20 protein-coding genes are annotated in these 24,874 nt (G+C 58.1%); 13 read left to right on the top strand and 7 right to left on the bottom strand.

All coding sequences use genetic code 11. The features are described 5' to 3' along the window. Positions 1–26 precede the first annotated feature (26 nt). On the bottom strand, positions 27–1,004 hold the full coding sequence (locus KHQ26_RS18305; protein WP_004144255.1) for a CobW family GTP-binding protein: 978 nt from the start codon (positions 1,002–1,004) through the stop codon (positions 27–29). A 120-nt stretch (positions 1,005–1,124) separates the two neighbouring features. Continuing rightward, on the bottom strand, positions 1,125–2,591 hold the full coding sequence (locus KHQ26_RS18300) for a mannitol dehydrogenase family protein (RefSeq protein ID WP_004200498.1): 1,467 nt from the start codon (positions 2,589–2,591) through the stop codon (positions 1,125–1,127). Positions 2,592–2,798: 207 nt separating this feature from the next. On the opposite strand from KHQ26_RS18300, the gene uxuA reads away from it, so the two are divergent. Then, a complete protein-coding gene (uxuA, locus tag KHQ26_RS18295; RefSeq protein WP_002912952.1) occupies positions 2,799–3,989 on the top strand; it encodes a mannonate dehydratase in 1,191 nt (396 codons plus the stop codon). Positions 3,990–4,059: 70 nt separating this feature from the next. On the opposite strand, the gene yeiP is transcribed toward uxuA, so the two are convergent. Beyond that, a complete protein-coding gene (gene yeiP, locus KHQ26_RS18290; protein ID WP_002912951.1) occupies positions 4,060–4,632 on the bottom strand; it encodes an elongation factor P-like protein YeiP in 573 nt (190 codons plus the stop codon). 147 nt (positions 4,633–4,779) lie between these two features. On the opposite strand from yeiP, the gene KHQ26_RS18285 reads away from it, so the two are divergent. Further along, positions 4,780–5,034: a YkgJ family cysteine cluster protein gene (locus tag KHQ26_RS18285; RefSeq protein WP_004175066.1), complete on the top strand. Its 255-nt coding sequence runs from the start codon at positions 4,780–4,782 to the stop codon at positions 5,032–5,034. A 39-nt stretch (positions 5,035–5,073) separates the two neighbouring features. Here KHQ26_RS18285 and setB read toward each other — a convergent pair whose 3' ends face one another. Beyond that, the gene (setB, locus tag KHQ26_RS18280; protein ID WP_004151122.1) at positions 5,074–6,255 is read right to left on the bottom strand and encodes a sugar efflux transporter SetB; all 1,182 of its coding nucleotides are present in this window, start codon (positions 6,253–6,255) and stop codon (positions 5,074–5,076) included. Positions 6,256–6,591: 336 nt separating this feature from the next. On the opposite strand from setB, the gene fruB reads away from it, so the two are divergent. The 3 genes from fruB to fruA are packed head-to-tail and all read left to right on the top strand — an operon-like array spanning position 6,592 to position 10,372. Then, entirely contained in the window at positions 6,592–7,722 is a 1,131-nt protein-coding gene (gene fruB / locus KHQ26_RS18275; RefSeq protein ID WP_032410460.1) for a fused PTS fructose transporter subunit IIA/HPr protein, read from the top strand. Beyond that, positions 7,723–8,661 (top strand): 1-phosphofructokinase, encoded by a 939-nt coding sequence (gene fruK, locus KHQ26_RS18270; RefSeq protein ID WP_032410458.1) that lies wholly within the window; start codon positions 7,723–7,725, stop codon positions 8,659–8,661. It abuts the gene before it with no gap. 16 nt (positions 8,662–8,677) lie between these two features. Then, positions 8,678–10,372: a PTS fructose transporter subunit IIBC gene (fruA, locus tag KHQ26_RS18265; RefSeq protein ID WP_002912939.1), complete on the top strand. Its 1,695-nt coding sequence runs from the start codon at positions 8,678–8,680 to the stop codon at positions 10,370–10,372. 50 nt (positions 10,373–10,422) lie between these two features. Here the strand turns inward: fruA and nfo are convergent, their stop codons facing one another. Beyond that, positions 10,423–11,277: a deoxyribonuclease IV gene (nfo, locus tag KHQ26_RS18260; RefSeq protein ID WP_002912937.1), complete on the bottom strand. Its 855-nt coding sequence runs from the start codon at positions 11,275–11,277 to the stop codon at positions 10,423–10,425. Between the two features lie 71 nt (positions 11,278–11,348). Further along, positions 11,349–12,398 carry a YeiH family protein gene (locus KHQ26_RS18255; RefSeq protein WP_002912935.1) on the bottom strand — a complete coding sequence of 350 codons (1,050 nt, stop codon included), beginning with the start codon at positions 12,396–12,398 and terminating at the stop codon, positions 11,349–11,351. Positions 12,399–12,663: 265 nt separating this feature from the next. Between KHQ26_RS18255 and yieE the strand changes: the two genes are divergently transcribed. The 3 genes from yieE to cirA all read left to right on the top strand — a co-directional run bounded on the left by yieE (position 12,664) and on the right by cirA (position 17,649). After that, on the top strand, positions 12,664–13,530 hold the full coding sequence (gene yieE, locus KHQ26_RS18250; protein ID WP_002912932.1) for a DNA-binding transcriptional regulator YeiE: 867 nt from the start codon (positions 12,664–12,666) through the stop codon (positions 13,528–13,530). Positions 13,531–13,708: 178 nt separating this feature from the next. Beyond that, positions 13,709–15,178 carry an amino acid permease gene (locus KHQ26_RS18245; protein ID WP_002912929.1) on the top strand — a complete coding sequence of 490 codons (1,470 nt, stop codon included), beginning with the start codon at positions 13,709–13,711 and terminating at the stop codon, positions 15,176–15,178. A gap of 497 nt (positions 15,179–15,675) precedes the next feature. Further along, positions 15,676–17,649, top strand: coding sequence for a catecholate siderophore receptor CirA (gene cirA / locus KHQ26_RS18240; RefSeq protein ID WP_002912926.1), 1,974 nt, complete (start codon positions 15,676–15,678; stop codon positions 17,647–17,649). 70 nt (positions 17,650–17,719) lie between these two features. Here the strand turns inward: cirA and fghA are convergent, their stop codons facing one another. Beyond that, on the bottom strand, positions 17,720–18,553 hold the full coding sequence (fghA, locus tag KHQ26_RS18235; protein ID WP_032410456.1) for an S-formylglutathione hydrolase: 834 nt from the start codon (positions 18,551–18,553) through the stop codon (positions 17,720–17,722). Positions 18,554–18,913: 360 nt separating this feature from the next. On the opposite strand from fghA, the gene folE reads away from it, so the two are divergent. From folE to mglA, 5 genes are all read left to right on the top strand, one after another. Then, positions 18,914–19,582 carry a GTP cyclohydrolase I FolE gene (gene folE, locus KHQ26_RS18230; RefSeq protein ID WP_004184878.1) on the top strand — a complete coding sequence of 223 codons (669 nt, stop codon included), beginning with the start codon at positions 18,914–18,916 and terminating at the stop codon, positions 19,580–19,582. Between the two features lie 15 nt (positions 19,583–19,597). Further along, positions 19,598–20,755: a DUF418 domain-containing protein YeiB gene (yeiB, locus tag KHQ26_RS18225; protein ID WP_004149106.1), complete on the top strand. Its 1,158-nt coding sequence runs from the start codon at positions 19,598–19,600 to the stop codon at positions 20,753–20,755. A gap of 155 nt (positions 20,756–20,910) precedes the next feature. Then, on the top strand, positions 20,911–21,933 hold the full coding sequence (galS, locus tag KHQ26_RS18220; RefSeq protein ID WP_023301158.1) for an HTH-type transcriptional regulator GalS: 1,023 nt from the start codon (positions 20,911–20,913) through the stop codon (positions 21,931–21,933). A gap of 296 nt (positions 21,934–22,229) precedes the next feature. Beyond that, entirely contained in the window at positions 22,230–23,228 is a 999-nt protein-coding gene (gene mglB, locus KHQ26_RS18215) for a galactose/glucose ABC transporter substrate-binding protein MglB (RefSeq protein WP_002912878.1), read from the top strand. A 118-nt stretch (positions 23,229–23,346) separates the two neighbouring features. Next, positions 23,347–24,867 carry a galactose/methyl galactoside ABC transporter ATP-binding protein MglA gene (gene mglA, locus KHQ26_RS18210; protein WP_002912876.1) on the top strand — a complete coding sequence of 507 codons (1,521 nt, stop codon included), beginning with the start codon at positions 23,347–23,349 and terminating at the stop codon, positions 24,865–24,867. The last annotated feature ends 7 nt before the right edge of the window (positions 24,868–24,874 follow it).

Genomic DNA, 24,874 nt, shown 5'->3' with positions numbered 1-24,874 from the left:
GACAGTCGGCGGCAACCTTAGCCGCCTTAACTTAAACGAAGCCTCAACAACGAGGTCTGGAGTGCGTTCCAGTCGGCTTCATTCGCGGAAATAAGCTCGATCCGGCTATCGGGCGGAGCGACGCTGAGGGTCTCGATATGGAGATCCTCCCCCTGACGGTTGATTCGCACCGCCCCCTCGGCAATGCGCATCACGCCTTTAACGCGCCCCACTGGCGCCAGCCTGGCCCATTCGAGCAGGCCGATGGTGTCAAAAACCGTCTCCGCGTCGAAGATCCAGCCGCAGCCCTGATAGCCCTGGCCATTGTTGAGATGTCGGCGCCAGCGCTGGTGTTCCGCCAGGCTGAGCGCGGCGAGGCCGGAAGTGGGGGAATGGCGGTGGGCGTGCTCCGCGCTCGCCGGCAGCGGGGCGGTGTTCCGTCGTGGCTCATCGAGCAGGGTCAGATCGATATTGCCCTGGATTGCCGACACCTTGCGACGCTCGCCGCCCCAGCGCTGCCACCAGTCGGCCAGCGCCCGGGCGCTTTCGGGGGTTTCCCGATCACTTTTATTCGCCACAATGATGTCCGCCGCGGCCAGCTGATCGCGGAAGTTGTCGTTGCTGACGGCTCTTTCATCCAGCAGCTGGCGGGGATCGAGGATGCACAGCGTGGCGCGCAGATCGATCCAGGGCTCATACACCGCCGCGGTGAGGATATCGAGGATCTGCTTTGGGTGGCCCAAACCGGTGGGTTCGATCAGCAGGCGATCGGGTTTGCCCTGGCGCAGCAGGGTGTTCAGCCCAACCTGCATCGGCAGGCCATTGACGCAGCACATGCAGCCGCCGGGGATCTCTTTGAGCAGGGCGCCGCTGTCGGCCAGCAGCGCGCCGTCTATCCCGACTTCGCCAAACTCGTTAACCAGTACGGCCCATTTTTCATCCGCAGGCTTCTGCGCCAGCAGATGAAGAATCGAGGTCGTCTTACCGCTGCCGAGAAAGCCGGTGATCAAATTGGTTCTGGTCACTCTTTTCTCCAGGATAAATGTAATGTTGTAACAGTTACGCCTATCCTGACGAAAAAAGGGGGAAAAGAGAAGTCCTGAGGCGGACAGAAGAGAATTCTGTCCGCATAAGCGCAAATATTGTTAAGAATTCAGCGCGCGGGCGACGGCCTCGCGGGCGCCGTGCGTCGCCAGCTGTTGCCAGGCGGCGCGGATCCCGGCGACAAACTGGGCGTTGTGCGGCAGGTCGCGGCCAAATATTTCCTCCAGCCCCAGCAGGGCGTCGACGCGCTGCTGCTCATCGCTCTGGGCCACCCGCTGCCGGATCTTGTCGACCAGCGGATCGCGCACGTCGATCGTCTGACCGGCGTCGTCCGTGCCGCTGACGTAGCGCATCCAGCCGGCCACGCCGAGAGCCAGCAGCGGCCAACGGCTGTCGCGCGCCAGATGTACGCGGATGCCATCGAGCATGCGCTGGGGCAGCTTCTGGCTACCGTCCATGGCGATTTGCCAGGTGCGGTGTTTGAGCGCCGGATTGCTGAAGCGGGCGATGAGACTGTCGGCATAGGCCAGCAGATCAACGCCGGTAATGGTCAGCGTCGGAGCCTGTTCGTCAAGCATCAGCTGGCGGGCGGCGCGGCGGAAGACGTCATCCCGCATGCAGTCGCTAATGTGCGCATGCCCTGCCAGATAGCCAAGCCAGGCGAGGAAAGAGTGGCTGCCGTTGAGCATCCGCAGCTTCATTTGCTCCCAGGGCAACACGTCATCGGTCATCTGCACGCCCGCCGTCTCCCAGGCGGGTCGCCCGGCGACAAAGTGATCTTCGACCACCCACTGAATGAAGGGTTCGCAACTGATGGCGCAGGGATCGTCGACCCCCAGCACGGCGGCGATTTCCGCCAGCGACTCCGGTGTGGCCGCGGGAACAATGCGATCCACCATGGTGCCCGGGAAGCTGACGTTGTCGGCGATCCAGTCCGCCAGCGCCGGGCTGCGTTTTTCCGCCATGCCGAGGACGGCATTTTTTACCACGTGACCGTTGTCGGGGATATTATCGCAGGAGAGCACGGTAAAGGGCGGAAGGCCTCGTTCCCGGCGGCGGGCCAGCGCTTCAACTAAAATACCCGGAGCCGACTGCGGCAGCGTCGGATTCTCCAGATCGTGAATAATGCGCGGATGCGTCGGATCCAGTTTCCCGGTCGCCGGATCGATGCAGTAGCCTTTTTCCGTAATGGTCAGCGAGACAATCGCTACCTGCGGCTCGCAAAATTTTTCGATAATCGCCGCCAGCGAATCGAGCCTGGCGTTCAGACATTCGTGCACCGCGCCGATCACAATGGGCTGGTTGCCGTCGGCGCCTTTTTCCAGCACGGTAAACAGATGGTCCTGTTCGCGAAGTTGGCTCATCAGCGTGTCGCCGCTGAACAGACTGATTTCACAGATCCCCCAGTCGCCGCCGACGTTATTCAGCACGCGATCGGTGAGCAGCGCCTGGTGCGCGCGGTGAAACGCGCCAAAGCCGAAATGGACAATACGCGAGCGGAGCTGGCTGCGATCGTATTGAGGGTATTGCACGTTCTTCGGTAGCGTAGCGGTTGCAATTGTTGTCATTCTTCCCACACCTGTTTAACTGCTTATTAACAATGCCAGTCTAAAGTTATATGACAGGAAGTTAAATTGGTAAGCCGAAATTATCCGCTGACTGTGAGCTGGATCAATCAATAGGCCAGCACTGTTTGCAGCCAGGTGAGAAACATGTATGGTAGTCGTCATGAGTGTCGCCATTATTGGTATAACAACTTTTGTGAGGGCATAGCGATGGAGCAAACCTGGCGGTGGTATGGGCCGAACGATCCGGTATCGCTTGATGATGTACGGCAGGCGGGGGCGACCGGCGTCGTCACTGCGCTGCACCATATTGCAAACGGTCAGGTATGGCCGGTCGACGAGATTAAAGCGCGTCAGGCGCTGTTAGCGGCAAAAGGGTTGACCTGGTCGGTCGTCGAAAGCATTCCCGTCCACGAGGATATTAAAACCCACAGCGGGCAGTATGCGACCTGGATTGCCAACTATCAGCAGAGCATCCGCAACCTCGCGGCCTGCGGCATCGATACCGTGTGCTACAACTTTATGCCGATCCTCGACTGGACGCGCACCGATCTGGAATATGAGCTGCCGGACGGCTCCCGGGCGCTGCGTTTCGATCAGATCGCTTTCGCCGCCTTTGAGCTGCATATCCTTAAACGCCCGGGAGCGGAAGCGGATTACAGTGAAGAAGAGCAGCGTCAGGCTGAGGTCTATTTCAAGGCGATGAGCGAAGCAGATATCGATAAACTGACTCGCAATATCATCGCCGGCCTGCCGGGAGCGGAAGAGGGCTACACCCTTGACCAGTTCCGCGCGCGTCTGGCGGAGTACGACCACATTGATAAAGCGCAGCTGCGTGAAAATATGGCCTATTTCCTGCGCGCCATCGTGCCGGTATGCGAAGAGGTAGGGATCCGCCTGGCTGTGCATCCGGACGATCCGCCGCGGCCGATCCTTGGCCTGCCGCGTATCGTGTCGACCATCGAAGATATGCAGTGGCTGAAGGAGACGGTGGACAGCATTAATAATGGCTTCACCATGTGTACCGGATCGTATGGCGTTCGCGCCGATAACGATCTGGTGAAGATGGTGGAGACCTTTGGCGATCGCATCCATTTTACCCATCTGCGCTCTACCTGCCGTGAAGCAAACCCAAAAACCTTCCACGAGGCGGCGCACCTTAGCGGCGACGTCAATATGGTGGCGGTGGTGGATGCTATCCTGCGTGAAGAGCAGCGGCGTAAACAGGCCGGCGATCTGCGCCCGATCCCATTTCGGCCGGATCATGGTCATCAGATGCTCGACGATCTGCGCAAGAAAACCAACCCAGGCTATTCGGCGATTGGCCGTCTCAAGGGGATGGCGGAAGTGCGCGGCGTCGAGCTGGCGCTGAAAATGACCAAATACCCTGAACTGCTGTAATCGCGGCAATGGGGATAATAAAAAGGACAGCCAGCGCTGTCCTTTTTTACTGTCGGGGCGTTACCGATGATTAATCCGCGCGGCCCATATAGCGGCACTCTTCGATATGAATGCGGATTTTCTCACCGGTGGTCAGGTATTCCGGCACCTGAATCACCAGGCCGGTGCTCATGGTGGCTGGCTTGGTGCGGGAGCTGGCGGACGCGCCTTTAATACCCGGCGCGGTTTCGATAATTTCCAGGTCAACGGTCTGCGGCAGCTCCAGCGCCAGCAGCTGGCCGTCCCAGGTCAGCACCTGCATGTCTGGCATCCCACCTTCCGGAATAAACTGCAGCTCTTCTTCAATCTGCTCTTTGGTAAAGGTGTAAGGGGTATAGTCTTCTTTATCCATGAACACGTATTCGTTGCCATCGACGTAGGAGAAGTCGACGAAACGGCGGGTCAGGGTGACGGTATCGACGATATCGTCGCCTTTGAAGCGCTCTTCTACTTTCAGGCCGGTGCGCACATCGGAGAAACGCATTTTATACAGTGTCGCAGCACCGCGGGCGCTGGGTGACTGAATATCAATATTTTTCACAATCAGCAGCTTGCCGTTGTAATTCAGCACCATACCTTTTTTAATTTCATTCGCTCTTGGCATTGCAGTAATCCTGTCACTTAACGAGTCAAAAATATCGCGTAAAACTACTCGCGCCCGGGCGTTCAGGCAAGCGGATTTCGCGAGTTTTGCTATCTTCTGGCAAAACGTTTAGGCTGTGGCGCAAAATGAGCGTTTGGGAGTCGGGTTGTGGAATGTCGTACTGATTGTGGCGCATGTTGCATCGCCCCCTCTATATCATCGCCGATCCCCGGCATGCCGCAGGGCAAGCCAGCTAACACCCGTTGTATCCAGCTTTCCGAGCGCAATTTATGCCTTATTTTCGGCTCCCCTCTGCGCCCGAAGGTGTGCGCCAGCCTGCAGCCCTCGCCGGAGATGTGCCTCACCCACCGCGATGAAGCGATCACCTGGCTGCTGGAGCTTGAGCTGGCCACCGCGCCCTGAGCTCAACGCAGCAGATGAGAGGGATGGAAACCAATGTGCTTACACGTCTCTTATCCGCCACAGGCAGGCCTGAGTGACAACGCCCATCGCCAGCGCAATCCAGAACACCGCGTGATAGCTCCAGATCTCCGCTACTACCCCCGCCAGTGAACCGGCGATGATCCAGCCGACGCGGGTAGTATTGGTATAGAGGGTGGTGGCCGCTCCCGCCTGCCCCGGCATCAGGTCCTGGAAATAGAGCATGCCGATCCCGGCGAGGATCCCGATATAGATGGCGTTCAGCACCTGCATCGCCAGCAGCAGCGCTGGCGTATGCACCGTCAGCATGCCGACGTAAAACAGCACCCCGGCCACTGCAGAAAGACGCATCAGAAAGCGTTTGCCGAAACGCCGGGCGTAGTAACCGGCAATCAGCATGGTCGGAATTTCCAGTCCGGCGGCGGTGCCCATCATCAGCCCCGCCAGCTTCTCCGGCAGATGCAGCTCGTTAATGATAAACAGCGGCATGTTAATGATGTACAGGCTGTTAGTACCCCACATCAGGGTGCAGATGCTGAACAGCAGCAGCGCATCGCGGCGATGCGTGCGCGGAGCTTCCAGCCGGCCGGTCGCTACCGGCTTTGCTTTGCGCATGCTGGGCAAGAATAGCCAGACCATGATCCCGCAGACGATAAACGCCGCCGCGGCGCTGAGATACATCGCGGTAAAACCAAACCCCATCGCCAGGGCGTAGGCCAGCGGGGGACCAATCACCCATGCCAGGGAGACCTGGGCACGTAAAATGGAGCTGAACATCACCGCTTCGCGGCCGGTCCTGTCGGCATGCTCCCGCGCGAGGGCAAACATCTGCGGGTTGGCGGTCGATCCAAAGCTGCTGAGAAAAACGCCGATGAACAGCAAAATGAAATAGTTGCGGTTCCAGGCAAAGAGGACGCAGGCCAGCACCCCCAGCAGACAGCAGACGACAATCAGCTGCTTGCGATCGCCCTGACGGTCGGAGCGGCCGGCGAGGAACTGACTGACCAGAATGCCAATAACCGCGCTGCCGGTAAAAAAGAAACCGACCATCGCCGGGCGGACGTGCACTTCGTTGGTCAGAAACAGGCTCAGGGTCGGGGTTTGCAGCGCCCCGGCAATGCCCGTCAGAAAGGCGACGATTAAGAAGGCGGAAGAGGTGACATCGAACCCGCGTCGGGGGAGAGCGGCGCTACGGTTTTCCATGGGTTTGGTTTTCTGTAGTTTCAGGAGACGGCGCGGAGTTTACGCCTGCTGGCTAAAAATAAACAGTAGTATGGCACGAATAATTAAAAAGGCGTTTCAAAATATAGGGTTCAGCAAAAAGCTGACGTTCGAGGCGGTCGATAGCTAAAGCTTCAGCAAAAGTGTGCAGTACCTCTAAGTTCTGCGATCAAGTCGCTGACGTACCTTGCGCGTTGAGCAAGAAAGGTACAAAATTCTTGAAACGTTTCAGCGTCATTCGGCAATCCGTTCCCCGTCAGATGGCGCCTTTTTTCTCAAGTTAGCTGAAACGATTCAATTCAGCAGGAGAGGAGAACCATGTTCCAGTTATCTGTGCAGGATATTCATCCCGGCCAGCAGGCCGGTAATAAAGAAGAGGCCATCCGGCAGGTCGCCGCCGCGCTGGTCAGCGCCGGCAACGTGGCCGATGGCTACGTGAACGGCATGCTGGCTCGCGAGCTGCAGACCTCGACCTTCCTCGGCAACGGGATCGCGATCCCGCACGGCACGACGGATACGCGTGACCAGGTGCTGAAGACCGGCGTTCAGGTGTTTCAGTTCCCGCAGGGCGTCACCTGGGGCGAAGGGCAGACCGCCTATGTGGCGATCGGGATTGCCGCCAGCTCAGATGAACACCTCGGCCTGCTGCGTCAGCTGACCCATGTGCTGAGCGATGACGCGGTCGCCGCGCAGCTGCAGTCCGCCACTACCGCGGAAGAGCTGCGCGCGCTGCTGATGGGAGAGAAGCAGAGCGAAGCGCTGAAGCTGGATAACGAGACCCTCAGTCTCGACGTCGCGGCCAGCGATCTGCTGACCCTGCAGGCGCTGAACGCGGCGCGTCTGAAAGAAGTTGGCGCTGTCGATGCCGCCTTCGTTAGCCACGTCATTAACGATACGCCGCTGAACCTCGGTCAGGGCGTCTGGCTGAACGACAGTGCGGAAGGCAATTTGCGCAGCGCCGTGGCGGTCAGCCGCGCGGCTAACGCCTTTACCCGCGACGAGCAGCCGGTTTCCCTGCTGGTCACGGTGGCGATGACCGACGAGCAGCCGACCGCAGTGCTGAACCGTCTGAGCAAGCTGCTGCTGGACAAGAAAGCTGAACATTTGCTGAAAGCCGACGCCGCCACCGTGCTGGCGCTGCTGACCAGCGACGACGCCATTGCCGAAGATGTGCTGAGCGCCGAATTCGTGGTGCGCAATGAACACGGCCTGCATGCCCGTCCGGGCACCATGCTGGTCAACACCATTAAACAATTTTCCAGCGACATCACCGTCACCAATCTCGACGGTTCCGGCAAGCCGGCTAACGGTCGCAGCCTGATGAAGGTTGTGGCGCTGGGTGTGAAAAAAGGTCACCGTCTGCGTTTTACCGCGCAGGGTGAGGATGCGCAACAAGCGCTGGATGCGATTGGCGAAGCGATCGCCGCAGGCCTTGGGGAGGGCGCATAAATGAGCAGACGTGTAGCAACGATTACGTTAAACCCGGCATACGACCTGGTGGGATTCACCTCGGAGATTGAACGCGGTGAAGTGAACCTGGTGCGCACCACCGGCCTGCACGCCGCCGGGAAAGGCATTAATGTGGCGAAAGTGCTGAAAGATCTCGGCATTGACGTCACCGTCGGCGGTTTCCTGGGTAAAGACAACCAGGACGGCTTTCAGCAGCTGTTCAGCGAGCTGGGGATCGCCAACCGTTTCCAGGTGGTGCAGGGCCGGACCCGTATCAACGTTAAGCTGACGGAAAAAGATGGAGAAGTGACCGATTTCAACTTCTCCGGCTTTGAAGTCACCCCGGGCGACTGGGAACGCTTCGTCAACGACTCCCTGAGCTGGCTCGGGCAGTTCGATATGGTCTGCGTCAGCGGCAGCCTGCCGTCCGGCGTTAGCCCGGAAGCCTTCACCGACTGGATGACCCGTCTGCGCAGTCAGTGCCCATGCATCATTTTCGACAGCAGCCGCGAAGCGTTGGTTGCCGGACTAAAAGCGGCGCCGTGGCTGGTGAAACCGAACCGTCGCGAACTGGAAATCTGGGCTGGCCGCAAGCTGCCGGAGATGAAAGATGTTATCGACGCCGCCCATGCGCTGCGCGAGCAGGGTATCGCCCACGTGGTGATCTCCCTGGGCGAAGAGGGCGCGCTGTGGGTCAACGCCTCTGGGGAGTGGATTGCTAAACCACCTTCAGTGGAAGTGGTCAGCACCGTTGGCGCCGGCGATTCGATGGTCGGCGGCCTGATTTACGGCCTGCTGATGCGTGAATCCAGCGAGCATACCCTGCGCCTGGCGACCGCCGTCGCTGCCCTGGCCGTCAGCCAGAGCAATGTAGGAATTACCGACCGTACCCAGTTGGCCGCGATGATGGCGCGAGTCGACTTACAACCCTTTAATTGACAGCAGGAGAGGCATAATGAAAACGCTGCTGATTATTGATGCCGGACTCGGACAGGCGCGCGCCTACATGGCGAAAACCCTGCTGGGTGCCGCGGCGCCGAAAGCGCACCTTGAGCTGATTGATAACCCGAATGACGCCGAACTGGCCATCGTGCTGGGAACCGCGCTGCCGGCCGATAGCGCGCTGAATGGTAAAAACGTTTACCTGGGCGATATTAACCGTGCTGTCGCCCATCCGGAGCTGTTCCTGGGAGAAGCGAAAGACCACGCTAAGCCCTACGTTGCGCCAGCGGCGGTAGCCGTTCCGGCCGCCGCTCAGGGGCAGAAACGCATTGTCGCGGTCACCGCCTGTCCGACCGGCGTCGCCCACACCTTTATGGCGGCAGAAGCCATCGAAACCGAAGCCAAAAAACGCGGCTGGTGGGTGAAGGTGGAGACCCGCGGCTCCGTTGGGGCGGGCAATGCCATCACCCCGGAAGAGGTGGCCGAGGCGGATCTGGTGATCGTCGCTGCCGATATCGAGGTGGACCTGGCGAAATTCGCCGGCAAGCCGATGTACCGCACCACCACCGGTCTGGCGCTGAAGAAAACCGCCCAGGAGCTGGATAAAGCGGTGGCGGAAGCCAAACCGTACCAGCCATCCGGCAAACCTCAGGCGGCTGCTGAAGGGAAAAAAGAGTCGGCGGGCGCCTATCGCCACCTGCTGACCGGCGTCTCCTATATGCTGCCGATGGTTGTGGCCGGGGGCCTGTGTATCGCGCTCTCCTTTGCCTTCGGGATCAAAGCGTTTGAAGTGAAAGACACCCTGGCGGCGGCGCTGATGCAGATCGGCGGCGGCTCGGCCTTCGCGCTGATGGTGCCGGTACTGGCAGGCTTTATCGCCTTCTCCATTGCCGACCGTCCGGGTCTGACCCCGGGCCTTATCGGCGGTATGCTGGCGGTTAGCGGCGGCTCCGGCTTTATCGGCGGGATCATCGCTGGTTTCCTTGCCGGTTATGTGGCGAAAGCCATCAGCACGAAGCTGAAACTGCCGCAGAGTATGGAAGCCCTGAAGCCAATCCTGATCATTCCGCTGGTCTCCAGCCTGATCGTGGGTTTGGCAATGATCTATCTGATCGGTAAACCGGTAGCCGGTATCCTCGCCTGGCTGACCCATTGGCTGCAAACCATGGGCACCGCCAACGCGGTTCTGCTGGGCGCGATCCTCGGCGCGATGATGTGTACCGATATGGGCGGGCCGGTAAACAAAGCGGCCTATGCCTTTGGCGTTGGCCTGCTGAGTACCCAGACCTATGCGCCGATGGCGGCGATCATGGCGGCCGGTATGGTGCCACCGCTGGCGATGGGTATCGCGACGCTGGTAGCGCGCAATAAGTTCGACAAAGGGCAGCGGGAAGGGGGCAAAGCCGCGCTGGTTCTTGGCCTGTGCTTTATCTCGGAAGGGGCGATTCCTTTTGCCGCCCGTGACCCGATGCGCGTTCTGCCGTGCTGTATCGTCGGCGGCGCGGTAACCGGCGCTATCTCCATGGCGGTTGGCGCGAAACTGATGGCGCCGCACGGCGGGCTGTTTGTTCTGCTGATCCCGGGGGCAATTACGCCGGTGCTGGGCTACCTGCTGGCGATTGTTGCCGGAACGCTGGTGGCGGGCCTTGCCTACGCGGTGCTGAAACGCCCTGAGGCGCAAACAGCGGAAGTTGAAAAAGCGGCATAATCCTACCGCAATAAAAAAGGGCCGACTGTTCGGCCCTTTTTTGTCTCTATTTACGCCACTTCGGCAATCTGCTGCGCCCGCAGCCAGGCAATCTCTTCCGCCCAGATATCCGGGTTGATGGTTTCCAGAATCAGCGGAATACCGTCGAAGCGGCTGTCCTGCATGATCCAGCTGAAGCAATCGTGGCCGATGTTGCCTTCCCCCAGGCTGTGGTGACGGTCGACCCGGCTGCCGAAGGCGCTCTTGGCATCGTTGAGATGCATGCCGCGCAGATACTGAAAACCGACGATGCGTTCGAAGGCGGCGAAGGTTTTTTCGCAGGCTTCGGCGCTGCGCAGGTCGTAGCCGGCGGCGAAAGCATGGCAGGTATCGATGCAGACGCCGACGCGGGATTTATCTTCCACGCCGTCGATGATGGCCGCGAGGTGCTCGAACTTAAAGCCGAGGTTGCTGCCCTGGCCAGCGGTGTTTTCGATCACCGCAGTAACGCCTTCGGTCTTCGCCAGCGCGATATTGATCGATTCGGCGATGCGCGCCAGGCACTCCTCCTCCGGGATCTGCTGCAGATGGCTGCCGGGGTGGAAGTTGAGCAGCGTCAGTCCCAGCTGCTGGCAGCGGGTCATTTCATCAATGAAAGCATCACGGGATTTTTCCAGCGCTTCTTCCACCGGGTGGCCAAGGTTAATCAGGTAGCTGTCGTGCGGCAGGATCTGCCCCGGGCCAAAGTGATACTTTTCACAGGCGGCTTTGAATTCGGCGATGGTCTCGTCGCTGAGCGGCGCGGCGCGCCACTGGCGCTGGTTCTTGGTGAAGAGGGCGAAGGCGGTTGCTTCGATTTCGGCGGCGCGAATGGCGGCATTGGCCAGTCCACCTGAGGCGCTCACGTGCGCTCCTACGTATTTCATAAAAAAACTCCAGTTAAAGCCGCTGGGGGGTGGGTAATGATAGCGGCTTAACTGGAGAAAGATGTAGTGCTTTATGCCATCAGGCTGTGGATAGCGACGTTAATGACCCCGCCGCCGACAATCAACCAGACGAACAGCATCAGCGCCATCAGCAGCGGTTTCGCCCCGGCTTTTTTCAGCGCGCTGACGTGGGTGGTGACCCCGAGGGCGGCCATTGCCATCGCCAGCAGGACGGTATCCAGCGTCACCAGCATATCCACCACGGCTTTCGGCAGCAGATGGAAGGAGTTAAACACCGCCACCAGGATGAACATAATGGCGAACCACGGAATGGTGATTTTGCTTTTCTCGCCGTTGCCTGCCGGGGTCAGCTGTTTAACACGCGCCGCCAGGAACAGCAGGAACGGAGCCAGCATCATGACGCGCAGCATTTTGGCGATAACCGCCGCGTTCTCCGCGTCCGGGCTGACCGCATGGCCGGCGGCAACAACCTGCGCCACTTCATGCATGGTGGAGCCCATATAGATCCCGTAGGTTTCCGGGGTAAACCAGTGCGCCAGCAGCGGGTACATCGCCGGGTAGAGGAAGATGGCGATGGTACCGAAGATAACCACTGTAGCGACGGCGACCGTCACTTTACTGGCTTCGGCTTTGACCACCGGCTCGGTGGCGAGCACGGCCGCCGCGCCGCAGATGCTGCTGCCGGCGCCGATCAGCCAGCTGGTGTGTTTATCGAGACCAAACACTTTCTGGCCAAGGAAGCAGGCGATGAAAAAGGTACTGGAGAGCGTCAGAACGTCAATCAAAATACCGCTCACGCCGACGTCGGCAATCTGGGCGAACGTCAGGCGAAAGCCGTAGAGGATGATCCCCAGGCGCAGCAGATGCTGCTTGGCGAAAATCACCCCGCCGTCGCAGGGCTGCCAGATTTTCGGGTAGACCGTGTTGCCGACGACCATCCCGAACAGGATAGCGAGGGTCAGGGCGCTAAAGCCTGCGCCGGCGATGGCCGGGAAACTACCGGCCCACAGGGCGGCGCCGGTCAGAGCGGCGGTCAGCGCCAGGCCTGGGACAAAATGCCACAGGGAACGATGTTTGGTGGGTAAAGTGAGTGCTGTCATAACCTTCTCCTTTGTCTGCCTAAAGGTTACGCCGCGCGGGATTAAATATAAAATTGATTATATGTTTATAATCAATCGTAATAAGTGGTTAATGGCCGCTTCGCCGGTTACAACGGGGCGAGAGCGGGTTAGGCAGAAGCGGGGCGGTCTCGCCGGCAAGACGATGATTTTGTGATATAAGCGGATTTTCCTTCCGTCAGCCGCCTCGATTTGTGTCACCATAGTAAGGAAGGTTATTCAGGTTGGATTACTAAACGGGTGGGTTATGCATATTACGCTGCGGCAGCTGGAAGTGTTCGCCGAAGTCCACAAGAGTGGGTCGACCACTCAGGCGTCACAGATGCTGGCGCTTTCGCAATCCGCGGTCAGCGCCGCGCTGACCGATCTGGAAGGGCAGCTCGGCGTGCAGCTGTTTGACCGCGTCGGTAAACGACTGGTGGTGAATGAGCATGGACGGCTGCTGTACCCGCGTGCGCTGGCGCTGCTGGAGCGGGCCCTGGAGATCGAGCAGCTGTTTCGCGGCGATAACGGGGCGATCCGAGTCTACGCCAGCAGCACCATCGGCAACTATATTATGCCGGAGATTATTGCCCGCTATCGTCATGACTTCCCGGATCTGCCGGTCGAGCTGAGCGTCGGCAACAGCCTGGACGTCATCAACGCCGTCGCCGACCTGCGGGTGGATTTCGGTCTGATTGAGGGGCCGTGCCATGCCGCCGATATTATTGCCGAGCCGTGGCTGGAGGATGAGCTGGTGGTGTTTGCCGCGCCCAACTCACCGCTGCTGGCGGGGGAGGTGACCCTGCAGCAACTGGCTGAGGCGCCGTGGATTCTGCGTGAGCATGGCTCCGGCACCCGGGAGATTGTCGATTACGTTCTGCTGTCGCATCTGCCGGCGTTTCATCTGGGCATGGAGCTGGGTAATTCAGAGGCGATCAAGCACGCGGTCAGGCATGGCCTGGGCATCAGCTGTCTATCGCGGCGGGTGATTGCCGAACAGCTTGCCTCGGGCACGCTGGCGGAGCTGAAAGTGCCATTGCCCCGGCTGACGCGCACGCTGTGGCGGATCCATCACCGGCAGAAGCATATTTCTAAAGCATTACAACGTTTTCTGCACTATTGCCAAGTGTAGCAGCCCGGTTTTATCGCCTGATTACGGGGGGAATTCGCTGGCAATTCCGCAGGTTAGTGCTTTACTAATAATTTGCGGGCGATCATGAAGCTCTCTTATAACTTTGCATTTGTACCGGATGGAACCCCGATCGTCTGCTACAATCGCGCCTCATTTTTTGGATGGATAGCATTATCACATGGTTTCGGAAACTAAAACCACAGAAGCGCCCACGCTACGTCGTGAACTGAAGGCGCGCCACTTGACCATGATCGCCATCGGCGGTTCCATCGGTACGGGTCTTTTTGTTGCCTCTGGCGCAACCATTTCGCAAGCAGGTCCCGGCGGGGCGCTGCTGTCTTATATTCTGATCGGTTTGATGGTCTATTTCCTGATGACCAGCCTCGGCGAGCTGGCGGCGTTTATGCCGGTATCCGGTTCCTTCGCCACCTACGGGCAGAATTATGTTGAAGAAGGCTTCGGCTTCGCGCTGGGCTGGAACTACTGGTACAACTGGGCGGTGACGATCGCCGTTGACCTCGTGGCCTCACAGCTGGTGATGAGCTACTGGTTCCCCGACACTCCGGGCTGGATCTGGAGCGCCTTGTTCCTCGGCATCATGTTCCTGCTGAACTGGATCTCGGTGCGCGGCTTTGGCGAGGCGGAATACTGGTTCTCGCTGATAAAGGTAGCCACCGTCATTATCTTTATCATCGTCGGCGTGATGATGATTGTCGGCATCTTCAAAGGGGCGCAGCCAGCCGGCTGGAGCAACTGGGGGATCGCGGATGCGCCGTTCGCCGGCGGTTTCTCGGCGATGATTGGCGTGGCGATGATTGTCGGCTTCTCGTTCCAGGGCACCGAGCTTATCGGCATCGCTGCCGGTGAATCTGAAAATCCGGAGAAGAACATTCCGCGCGCGGTGCGCCAGGTCTTCTGGCGTATCCTGCTGTTTTACGTCTTCGCGATCCTGATTATCAGCCTGATCATTCCGTATACCGATCCGAGTCTGCTGCGCAACGATGTGAAGGATATCTCCGTCAGCCCGTTCACCCTGGTGTTCCAGCATGCTGGTTTGCTGTCGGCGGCGGCAATCATGAACGCCGTTATCCTGACTGCCGTGCTGTCGGCGGGGAACTCCGGGATGTACGCCTCCACGCGTATGCTGTACACCCTGGCCTGCGACGGTAAAGCGCCGCGTATTTTCTCGAAGCTGTCGCGTGGCGGCGTGCCGCGTAACGCGCTGTACGCGACCACCGTGATCGCGGCGCTGTGCTTCCTGACTTCCATGTTTGGCAACCAGACGGTGTACCTGTGGCTGCTGAACACCTCCGGGATGACGGGCTTTATCGCCTGGCTGGGTATTGCGATCAGCCACTATCGTTTCCGTCGCGGCTACGTCCTGCAGGGTAACGATATTAATAATCTGCCGTATCGTTCCGGGTTCTTCCCGCTGGGGCCGATCTTCGCCTTCGTGCTGTGCCTGATCATCACCCTCGGACAGAACTACGAAGCGTTCCTCAAGGACACCATTGACTGGGGCGGCGTGGCGGCGACCTACATTGGTATTCCGCTGTTCCTCGTCATCTGGTTTGGTTACAAGCTGGCGAAAGGCACCCGCTTTGTTCGCTACAGCGAAATGACCTTCCCGGACCGCTTTAAGCGTTAATCTTCGCGATTGTGCGATAAAAGCCCTCTGTGAAGAGGGCTTTATATTGCTGGCAAAGTGCAATCTTCAGGGATTGCCCGGCGGCGCTGCGCTTGCGTGGGCCTACAGATAACCGCGTAACTGATTGATATTGCTATTTTTGTAGGCCGGGTAAGGCGAAAGCCGCCACCCGGCAGACATGTGAGCACAATAACGAAGACAGATTTGTCATCACCCGCAAGCCCTCTGAACAGAGGGCTTTTTTTATGTTTGTGCGGTTACAGCTTGTCACAATTCTTCATAATTATATTGATAATCGTAATCATTATCTTTATCATTTTCGCCCATTACGGATGAAGCCACTCCCCGTCTCTGCCGCTTGTACAGACTGACACCGGGCGACCAGCCACATCGACGAGAAAACAGCGCGAGCATGCCGCCGACAGAGCGGCAAGTCGCCAGCGCGTGTGAGCAGCACCTTGTTGTTTGTTTGGTTGTACATCTCATGGAGATTTGGAATGTTCAGGTTAAACCCTTTTATCCGGGCGGGATTGTCTGCGTCCGTCGTATCGTTGGCGTTTCCGGCTCTGGCCGATGTGAATGAAGAAACGCTGGTGGTGACCGCCTCGGCCACTGAACAGAATGTCAAAGACGCGCCGGCGAGCATCAGCGTCATCACCCAACAGGATTTACAACGCAAGCCTGTTCAGAACCTGAAAGACGTGCTGCGCGATGTGCCTGGGGTCCAGCTCACCAACGAAGGGGATAACCGCAAGGGCGTTAGCATCCGCGGTCTGAGCAGCAGCTATACCCTGATCCTGGTCGACGGCAAGCGCGTTAACTCGCGGAACGCCGTCTTCCGCCACAATGACTTCGACCTTAACTGGATCCCGGTGGATGCTATTGAGCGTATCGAAGTGGTGCGCGGCCCGATGTCCTCCCTCTACGGCTCCGATGCGCTCGGTGGGGTGGTCAACATTATTACCAAAAAAATCGGCCAGAAATGGACCGGGACGCTGAGTGCTGATACCACTATTCAGGAGCACCGCGATCGCGGGGATACCTATAACGGCCAGTTCTTCACCAGCGGCCCGCTGATCGACGGCGTACTTGGAATGAAGGCCTACGGCAGCCTGGCAAAACGCGCCAAGGACGATCCGCAGTCATCCAGTAATGCCACCGGCGAGACGCCGCGCATCGAGGGCTTCACCAGCCGCGATGGCAATGTTGAATTCGCCTGGACGCCGAACGAAAACCACGATTTTACCGCAGGCTACGGCTTTGACCGTCAGGATCGCGATTCCGATTCCCTTGACCGCAACCGCCTTGAGCGGGAGAACTACTCTCTGAGCCATAACGGCCGCTGGGATATCGGCAATAGCGAGCTCAAGTTCTACGGCGAAAAGGTGGATAACAAAAATCCAGGGCAGAGCGGGACTATTACCTCGGAAAGCAATGCCATCGACGGCAAGTATGTCCTGCCGCTGGGCATGATTAACCAGCTGGTGACCTTCGGCGGCGAATGGCGCCACGACAAACTGAAAGATCCGGTCAACCTGAGCAGCGGCGGCCAGTCAACGTCGGCCAGCCAGTACGCCCTGTTTATCGAAGACGAATGGCGCATCATCGAGCCGCTGGCGCTGACCACCGGCATTCGTATGGACGACCATCAGACCTATGGCGATCACTGGAGCCCGCGCGCCTATCTGGTGTATAACGCCACCGATACCGTCACCGTCAAAGGCGGCTGGGCGACGGCGTTTAAAGCCCCGTCGCTGCTGCAGCTTAACCCCGACTGGACCACCAACTCCTGCCGCGGCTCGTGCAGCATCGTCGGTAACCCGGATCTGAAACCGGAAACCAGCGAAAGCTTCGAGCTCGGTCTCTACTACCGCGGGGAAGAGGGCTGGCTTGAAAATGTCGAAGGCAGCATCACCACCTTCCAGAATAATGTCGACGACATGATCGACGTTCTGCGCACCTCCAGCGCCAGCGAAGCGCCGGGCTACCCGAACTTTGTCGGCTGGAAAACTGTCAACGGCAAGCGCGTGCCGATCTTCCGCTATTTCAACGTCAACAAAGCCCGCATCAAAGGGGTGGAGACGGAGGTGAAGATCCCGTTTGGCGATGAGTGGAAGCTGACGGTGAACTACACCTACAACGATGGTCGCGATCTGAGCAATGGCGGCGACAAACCGCTGCAGACGCTGCCGTTCCATACCGCCAACGGCACGCTCGACTGGAAACCGCTGGACGACTGGTCCTTCTACGTGACGGCCAACTATACCGGCCAGCAGCGCGCGGTGAGCGCCACCGGCAAAACGCCGGGCGGCTACACCCTGTTTGACGTTGGCGCGGCATGGCAGGTGACCAAAAACGTGAAACTGCGCTCCGGGGTGCAGAACGTGGGTGATAAAGATCTGAGCCGGGACGACTACAGCTATACCGAAGAAGGCCGTCGCTACTTTATGGCGGTGGATTATCGCTTCTGATTGCCGGCGCTAAAACGCGTCCTGTAGGCCTGAACATGCGCCGCGAAGCAGCTTCGCGGCGCATTGGCGTTTAGCCAAAGAGATGCTGCGCATGGAAGCGCAGATGGTCTTCAATAAACGAGGCAATAAAGTAATAGCTGTGGTCGTAACCGGGCTGGATGCGCAGCGTTAACGGCCAGGCCTTCTGCCGCGCGACCTCCGCCAGTATCGCCGGCTGCAGCTGTCCGGCAAGGAATGGATCGTTGTCGCCCTGATCGATAAGCGTCGGCACGGCGTCCTCCGGCCGGCTGGCCTGCATCAGCGCGCAGCTGTCCCAGGAGTGCCATGCCGATTCATCCGCGCCGAGATAGGCGGTAAACGCTTTCTTGCCCCACGGGACCTGGGAGGGATTGACGATCGGCGCGAAGGCGGAGACGCTGGCGTAGCGGCCGGGATTTTTGAGCGCCATAATGAGCGCGCCGTGGCCGCCCATCGAGTGGCCGCTGACGGCGCAGCGTTCGCCGACGCTAAACTCGCTACGAATAAGCGCGGGCAGTTCGTCACGCAGGTAATCGTACATTCGGTAGTGCGCCGCCCAGGGCGCCTCGGTGGCGTTCAGGTAGAAGCCGGCGCCTTGTCCGAGATCGTAACCGTCGTCGTTGGCCGCCTCGTCACCGCGCGGGCTGGTATCCGGCATCACCAGCGCGATGCCCAGCTCGGCGGCAATGCGCTGGGCGCCCGCCTTGGTGGTAAAGTTCTCATCGTTACAGGTCAGCCCCGACAGCCAGTACAGCACCGGCGGCGGCGTTTCGCGCTCAGGCGGTAAAAAAATGCTGAACGTCATGGCGCAGTTCAGGACAGGGGAGTGATGACGCCAGCGTTGTTGCTGGCCGTCAAAACAGCGATGCTCTTCAAGCAGTTCCATGCAAGGCTCCTCGGAAGGGATGTGCGCGTAAACGTTCATAATACAGATATTTCATTAGCCGGTGAGCAACTTTCACTTTCTCCTTTTGAGAACTTACTGCATCATTAATGCAACTTATAGCCAACATGCCGGTGTAGCGACGGCGCTTATGAATGCGTACAGCGGTTGGAACATTCCGGATACGGCGATAAGGATTTGGCGTTGCGCCTGAGGCATGGCTTCGCTCCCTAATAAAAGGCAGCGCCAATTTCAATAATTATCGTTACGGCTACTGGATTCTGTGCGCCACCTCACGCACAATGAATACAAACTTTGCCCCCAGAAAAAGCAAAGAGCGCCACACCTGCAGGAGAAACATAAATGTCATCACTGAGTAAAGAAGCCGTCCTCGTTCATGAAGCGCTGGTCGCTCGTGGGCTGGAGACGCCGATGCGTGCGCCAGTACAAGAAATTGATAACGAAACACGCAAGCGTTTGATTACCGGTCATATGACCGAGATTATGCAACTGCTGAATCTGGATCTGAGTGATGACAGTCTGATGGAGACCCCGCATCGCATCGCCAAAATGTATGTCGATGAGATCTTCTCCGGGCTGGATTACTCTCGCTTCCCGAAAATCACCGTCATTGAAAACAAAATGAAGGTCGATGAAATGGTCACCGTGCGCGATATCACCCTGACCAGCACCTGCGAACACCATTTCGTTACCATCGATGGTAAAGCGACGGTAGCCTATATCCCGAAAGATTCGGTGATCGGCCTGTCGAAAATCAACCGCATCGTGCAGTTCTTCGCCCAACGTCCGCAGGTCCAGGAGCGTCTGACGCAGCAGATCCTGATCGCGCTGCAGACGCTGCTCGGCACCAACAACGTGGCGGTATCCATTGACGCGGTGCATTATTGCGTGAAGGCGCGCGGCATTCGCGACGCGACCAGCGCCACCACCACCACCTCTCTCGGCGGCCTGTTTAAATCCAGCCAGAATACCCGCCAGGAATTCCTGCGCGCAGTACGTCACCACGACTAAAACGGAGCAGGGTGCATGGAGAGAAATGTCACGCTGGACTTTGTCCGCGGCGTCGCCATCCTCGGTATCCTGCTTCTCAATATCAGCGCCTTCGGCTTGCCGAAGGCCGCTTATCTCAATCCCGCCTGGTCAGGAAGCGCGTCCCTTAGCGATGCCTGGACCTGGGCGCTCCTCGACCTGCTGGCGCAGGTGAAGTTTCTCACCCTGTTCGCGCTGCTGTTTGGCGCCGGTCTTCAGCTATTGCTTCCGCGAGGGAAGCGCTGGATCCAGTCGCGGCTGACGCTGCTGGCGCTGCTCGGTTTCATTCACGGTCTTTTTTTCTGGGATGGCGATATTCTGCTGGCCTATGCCCTGGTGGGGCTGGTGAGCTGGCGCATGGTGCGTGAGGCGCACCATGTCAAATCGCTGTTTAACACCGGGGTGGTGCTCTACCTCACCGGCATTGCGGTGCTGGTCCTGTTGGGGATGATCTCCGGGACCGCGGCGAATCGCTCGTGGGCGCCGGACGCGGCGAACCTGCAATATGAGCAGTACTGGAAGCTGCACGGTGGCATGGAGGCGGTCAGCAACCGGGCGGATATGCTATCTGACAATCTGCTGGCGCTGGGCGCGCAGTATGGCTGGCAGCTGGCGGGGATGATGCTGATGGGCGCGGCGCTGATGCGTAGCGGCTGGCTGAAGGGGCAGTTTAGCCTGCGTCACTACCGGCGTACCGGCGCGCTGCTGGTGGCGGCCGGCATGGCGGTCAATCTGCCGGCAATATTCGCCCAGTGGTATCTGGCCTGGGACTATCGCTGGTGCGCGTTTTTACTGCAGGCGCCGCGCGAACTTAGCGCCCCGCTGCAGGCTATCGGCTATGCCGCGCTGGCCTGGGGCTACTGGCCGCAGCTCTGCCGTTTCCGCCTGGTGGGCGCTATCGCCTGCGTCGGACGCATGGCGCTGACCAACTACCTGCTGCAGACCCTGATCTGCACCACCCTGTTTTATCATCTTGGGCTGTTTATGCGCTTCGATCGTCTGCAGCTGCTGGCCTTTGTCCCCCCCATCTGGGCCGTTAACCTCCTTGTCTCATCGCTCTGGCTGCGCCGCTTCCGCCAGGGGCCGGTGGAATGGCTGTGGCGTCAGTTAACCCTGCGTGCGTCAGGCACATCATTGAAAGATACATCCAGATAACGATCTCGATCACAATCATTAACAAAACGGATGTAAACGTTTCCAGCCGTGTGACCTCACTCACGCAGCGGACCGCGGGTCGCTGCCAGAATATCCTCCTTGCTAAGCACAGGAGGTGAATGTGACGTGCTGTAATTCTCTTAAGGTCGCTGAGTATGATCACCATTCGTGATGTCGCCCGCCAGGCGGGCGTTTCCGTGGCCACCGTGTCGCGGGTGCTGAATAACAGCGCGCTGGTGAGTCCGGATACGCGCGACGTGGTGATGAAAGCGGTGACCCAACTGGGCTACCGGCCCAACGCCAACGCCCAGGCGCTGGCCACCCAGGTCAGCGATACCATCGGCGTGGTGGTGATGGACGTCTCCGACGCCTTCTTCGGCGCGCTGGTGAAAGCAGTGGATACCGTTGCTCAGCAGCATCAGAAATATGTGCTGATCGGCAACAGCTATCACGAGGCGGAAAAAGAGCGTCACGCCATCGAGGTGCTGATCCGTCAGCGCTGCTCGGCGCTGATCGTCCATTCGAAAGCGCTGAGCGATGATGAACTGAGCGACTTTATGCAACATATCCCGGGGATGGTGCTGATCAACCGCATCGTGCCGGGGTATGCCCATCGCTGCGTAGGGCTCGACAACGTCAGCGGCGCGCTGATGGCCACCCGTATGCTGCTCAATCATGGTCACCAGCGCATCGGCTATCTCTCCTCAAACCACGGCATTGAAGATGACGATATGCGCCGGGAAGGGTGGAGCAAAGCGCTGCAGGAGCAAGGCATCATCGCCCCGGACAGCTGGATCGGTTCCGGCTCCCCGGATATGCAGGGCGGTGAAGCGGCGATGGTCGAACTGCTGGGGCGCAATCTCGGCCTCACCGCGGTGTTTGCCTATAACGACAGCATGGCGGCCGGCGCGCTGACGACGCTGAAGGACAACGGCATTGTCGTGCCGCAGCATCTGTCGCTGATTGGCTTTGATGATATTCCTATTTCCCGTTACACCGATCCTCAGCTCACCACCGTGCGCTATCCGGTAATGTCGATGGCAAAGCTGGCCACCGAGATGGCGCTGCTGGGGGCGGCCGGCAAGCTGGATCGTGAGGCAACGCACTGCTTTATGCCGACGCTGGTGCGCCGTCATTCCGTTGCCCAGCGGCAAACTGTGGGGCCGATCACTAACTGACGCGATCGCGGGATGTAACCGCTTTCAATTTGTGAGTAAATTCACAGTATATTAACATTCGCCTGATTATGATGGCAGCGTTTACCAGTCTGAACCACGAGGTGATGGATATTTCTCACTTTATTTAGTAGGAACAAGGCGTTAAACGAGTTTTACAGTCGTATTTTTCTGGAGCGTTACCCGACACGGAAGACCGAATTTTCGTCGTGAAATGCGTTGTGCGGTAACACTAATGCAACAAATCCCGCCTGCATTTTCTCACAATAATGACCCTGCATAATAAAACCGGAGATTCCATGAATAAGAAGGTGTTTACCCTGTCTGCTGTAATGGCTGGTCTGTTATTTGGCGCCGCCGCACACGCAGCAGATACCCGTATCGGCGTGACGATTTATAAATATGACGACAACTTTATGTCGGTAGTGCGTAAGGCGATTGAAAAAGATGGCAAATCCGCGCCAGACGTCCAGCTGTTGATGAATGATTCGCAGAACGACCAGTCGAAACAAAACGATCAGATTGACGTGCTGCTGGCGAAAGGCGTGAAGGCGCTGGCGATTAACCTGGTTGATCCGGCCGCCGCAGGTACGGTGATTGAAAAGGCGCGCGGGCAGAATATTCCGGTGGTGTTCTTCAACAAAGAGCCTTCCCGCAAAGCGCTGGATAGTTATGACAAGGCTTATTACGTCGGTACCGACTCGAAAGAGTCCGGGATTATTCAGGGCGATCTGATCGCCAAGCACTGGAAAGCCAACCCGAACTGGGATCTGAATAAAGACGGTCAGATCCAGTACGTTCTGCTGAAAGGCGAGCCGGGCCATCCGGATGCGGAAGCGCGTACCACTTACGTTATTAAAGAGCTGAATGATAAAGGTCTGAAGACCCAGCAGCTGCAGCTGGATACCGCGATGTGGGATACCGCCCAGGCGAAAGACAAAATGGACGCCTGGCTCTCCGGCCCGAATGCCAACAAGATTGAAGTGGTGATCGCTAACAACGACGCCATGGCGATGGGCGCGGTTGAAGCGCTGAAAGCGCACAACAAGAGCAGCATTCCGGTGTTCGGCGTTGATGCCCTGCCGGAAGCCCTGGCGCTGGTGAAATCCGGCGCGATGGCCGGTACTGTGCTGAACGATGCCAACAACCAGGCAAAAGCGACCTTCGAGCTGGCGAAAAACCTTGCCGACGGGAAAGACGCCGCGGCAGGCACCAACTGGAAAATTGACAACAAGATTGTTCGCGTCCCCTACGTGGGCGTCGATAAAGACAACCTGAGCCAGTTTACCGGCAAATAATCGTGATGTGAGTTGCGGGCGTGGGTTATCCACGCCCGATTATTCCTGATACAGAACCAGACTCCTGCTGGCGCTAGTGCGCCGGACGGGGCTTGCATGAACGCAGCCAGGTATAACTATGGTCAGCAATAATAGCGAACGGTCAGGCGAATATTTGTTGGAGATGAGCAACATCAACAAATCGTTTCCTGGCGTCAAGGCTCTTGATAATGTCAACCTGAAGGTTCGTCCGCACTCCATTCATGCGTTAATGGGTGAGAACGGCGCCGGTAAATCGACATTATTAAAATGCCTTTTTGGGATCTATCAAAAAGATTCCGGTAGCATTCTTTTTCAGGGAAAAGAGATCGATTTCCATTCGGCGAAAGAAGCCCTGGAAAACGGTATTTCGATGGTGCATCAGGAATTAAACCTGGTATTACAGCGTTCGGTCATGGATAACATGTGGCTCGGGCGCTATCCAACTAAAGGCATGTTTGTCGATCAGGACAAAATGTACCGGGATACCAAGGCCATTTTTGATGAGCTGGATATTGATATCGATCCGCGCGCCCGCGTCGGTACCTTATCGGTATCTCAGATGCAGATGATTGAGATCGCGAAGGCGTTTTCCTATGACGCCAAAATCGTCATCATGGATGAGCCGACGTCATCGCTGACGGAAAAAGAGGTCAACCATCTGTTTAAGATCATCCGTAAGCTGAAAGATCGCGGCTGCGGTATCGTCTATATCTCGCATAAAATGGAAGAAATTTTCCAGTTGTGCGATGAAATAACCATCCTGCGCGACGGCCAGTGGATCGCCACCCAGCCGCTGGAAGGGCTGGATATGGATAAGATCATCGCCATGATGGTCGGGCGTTCGCTTAACCAGCGTTTTCCGGATCGCGAAAACACTCCGGGCGAAGTGATCCTCCAGGTGCGCAATCTCACCTCGCTGCGCCAGCCCTCCATTCGCGATGTCTCCTTTGACCTGCATAAGGGCGAAATTCTCGGTATCGCCGGCCTGGTGGGCGCTAAACGCACCGACATCGTGGAGACCCTGTTCGGCATCCGTGAGAAGGCCAGCGGCACCATCACGCTGCACGGCAAGAAGATCAACAACCACAGCGCCAACGAGGCGATAAACCACGGTTTTGCGCTGGTGACCGAGGAGCGGCGCTCTACCGGGATTTACGCCTATCTGGATATCGGGTTTAACTCGCTGATCTCCAATATTAAGAAATATAAAAACAGCGTCGGCTTGCTGGATAACTCGCGAATGAAGAGCGATACCCAATGGGTTATTGACTCGATGCGCGTCAAAACCCCCGGTCAGCATACGCAGATTGGCTCGCTTTCCGGTGGTAACCAGCAAAAGGTCATTATAGGCCGCTGGCTGCTGACCCAGCCGGAGATCCTGATGCTGGATGAGCCAACGCGCGGTATCGACGTCGGCGCCAAGTTTGAAATCTATCAGCTGATTGCCGAACTGGCTAAAAAAGACAAAGGGATCATTATTATTTCTTCCGAAATGCCGGAACTGCTGGGGATTACCGACCGCATTCTGGTGATGAGCAACGGCCTGGTCGCGGGCATTGTTGAGACTAAAACCACCACGCAAAACGAAATACTGCGTCTTGCGTCATTGCACCTTTAAGATCAGG

This window comes from Klebsiella sp. 10 (genome assembly GCF_018223925.1).
Lineage (GTDB): Bacteria > Pseudomonadota > Gammaproteobacteria > Enterobacterales > Enterobacteriaceae > Klebsiella > Klebsiella pneumoniae.
Note: the sequence above shows the minus strand (reverse complement) of the source record. Positions and strands in the feature narration are given on the sequence as shown.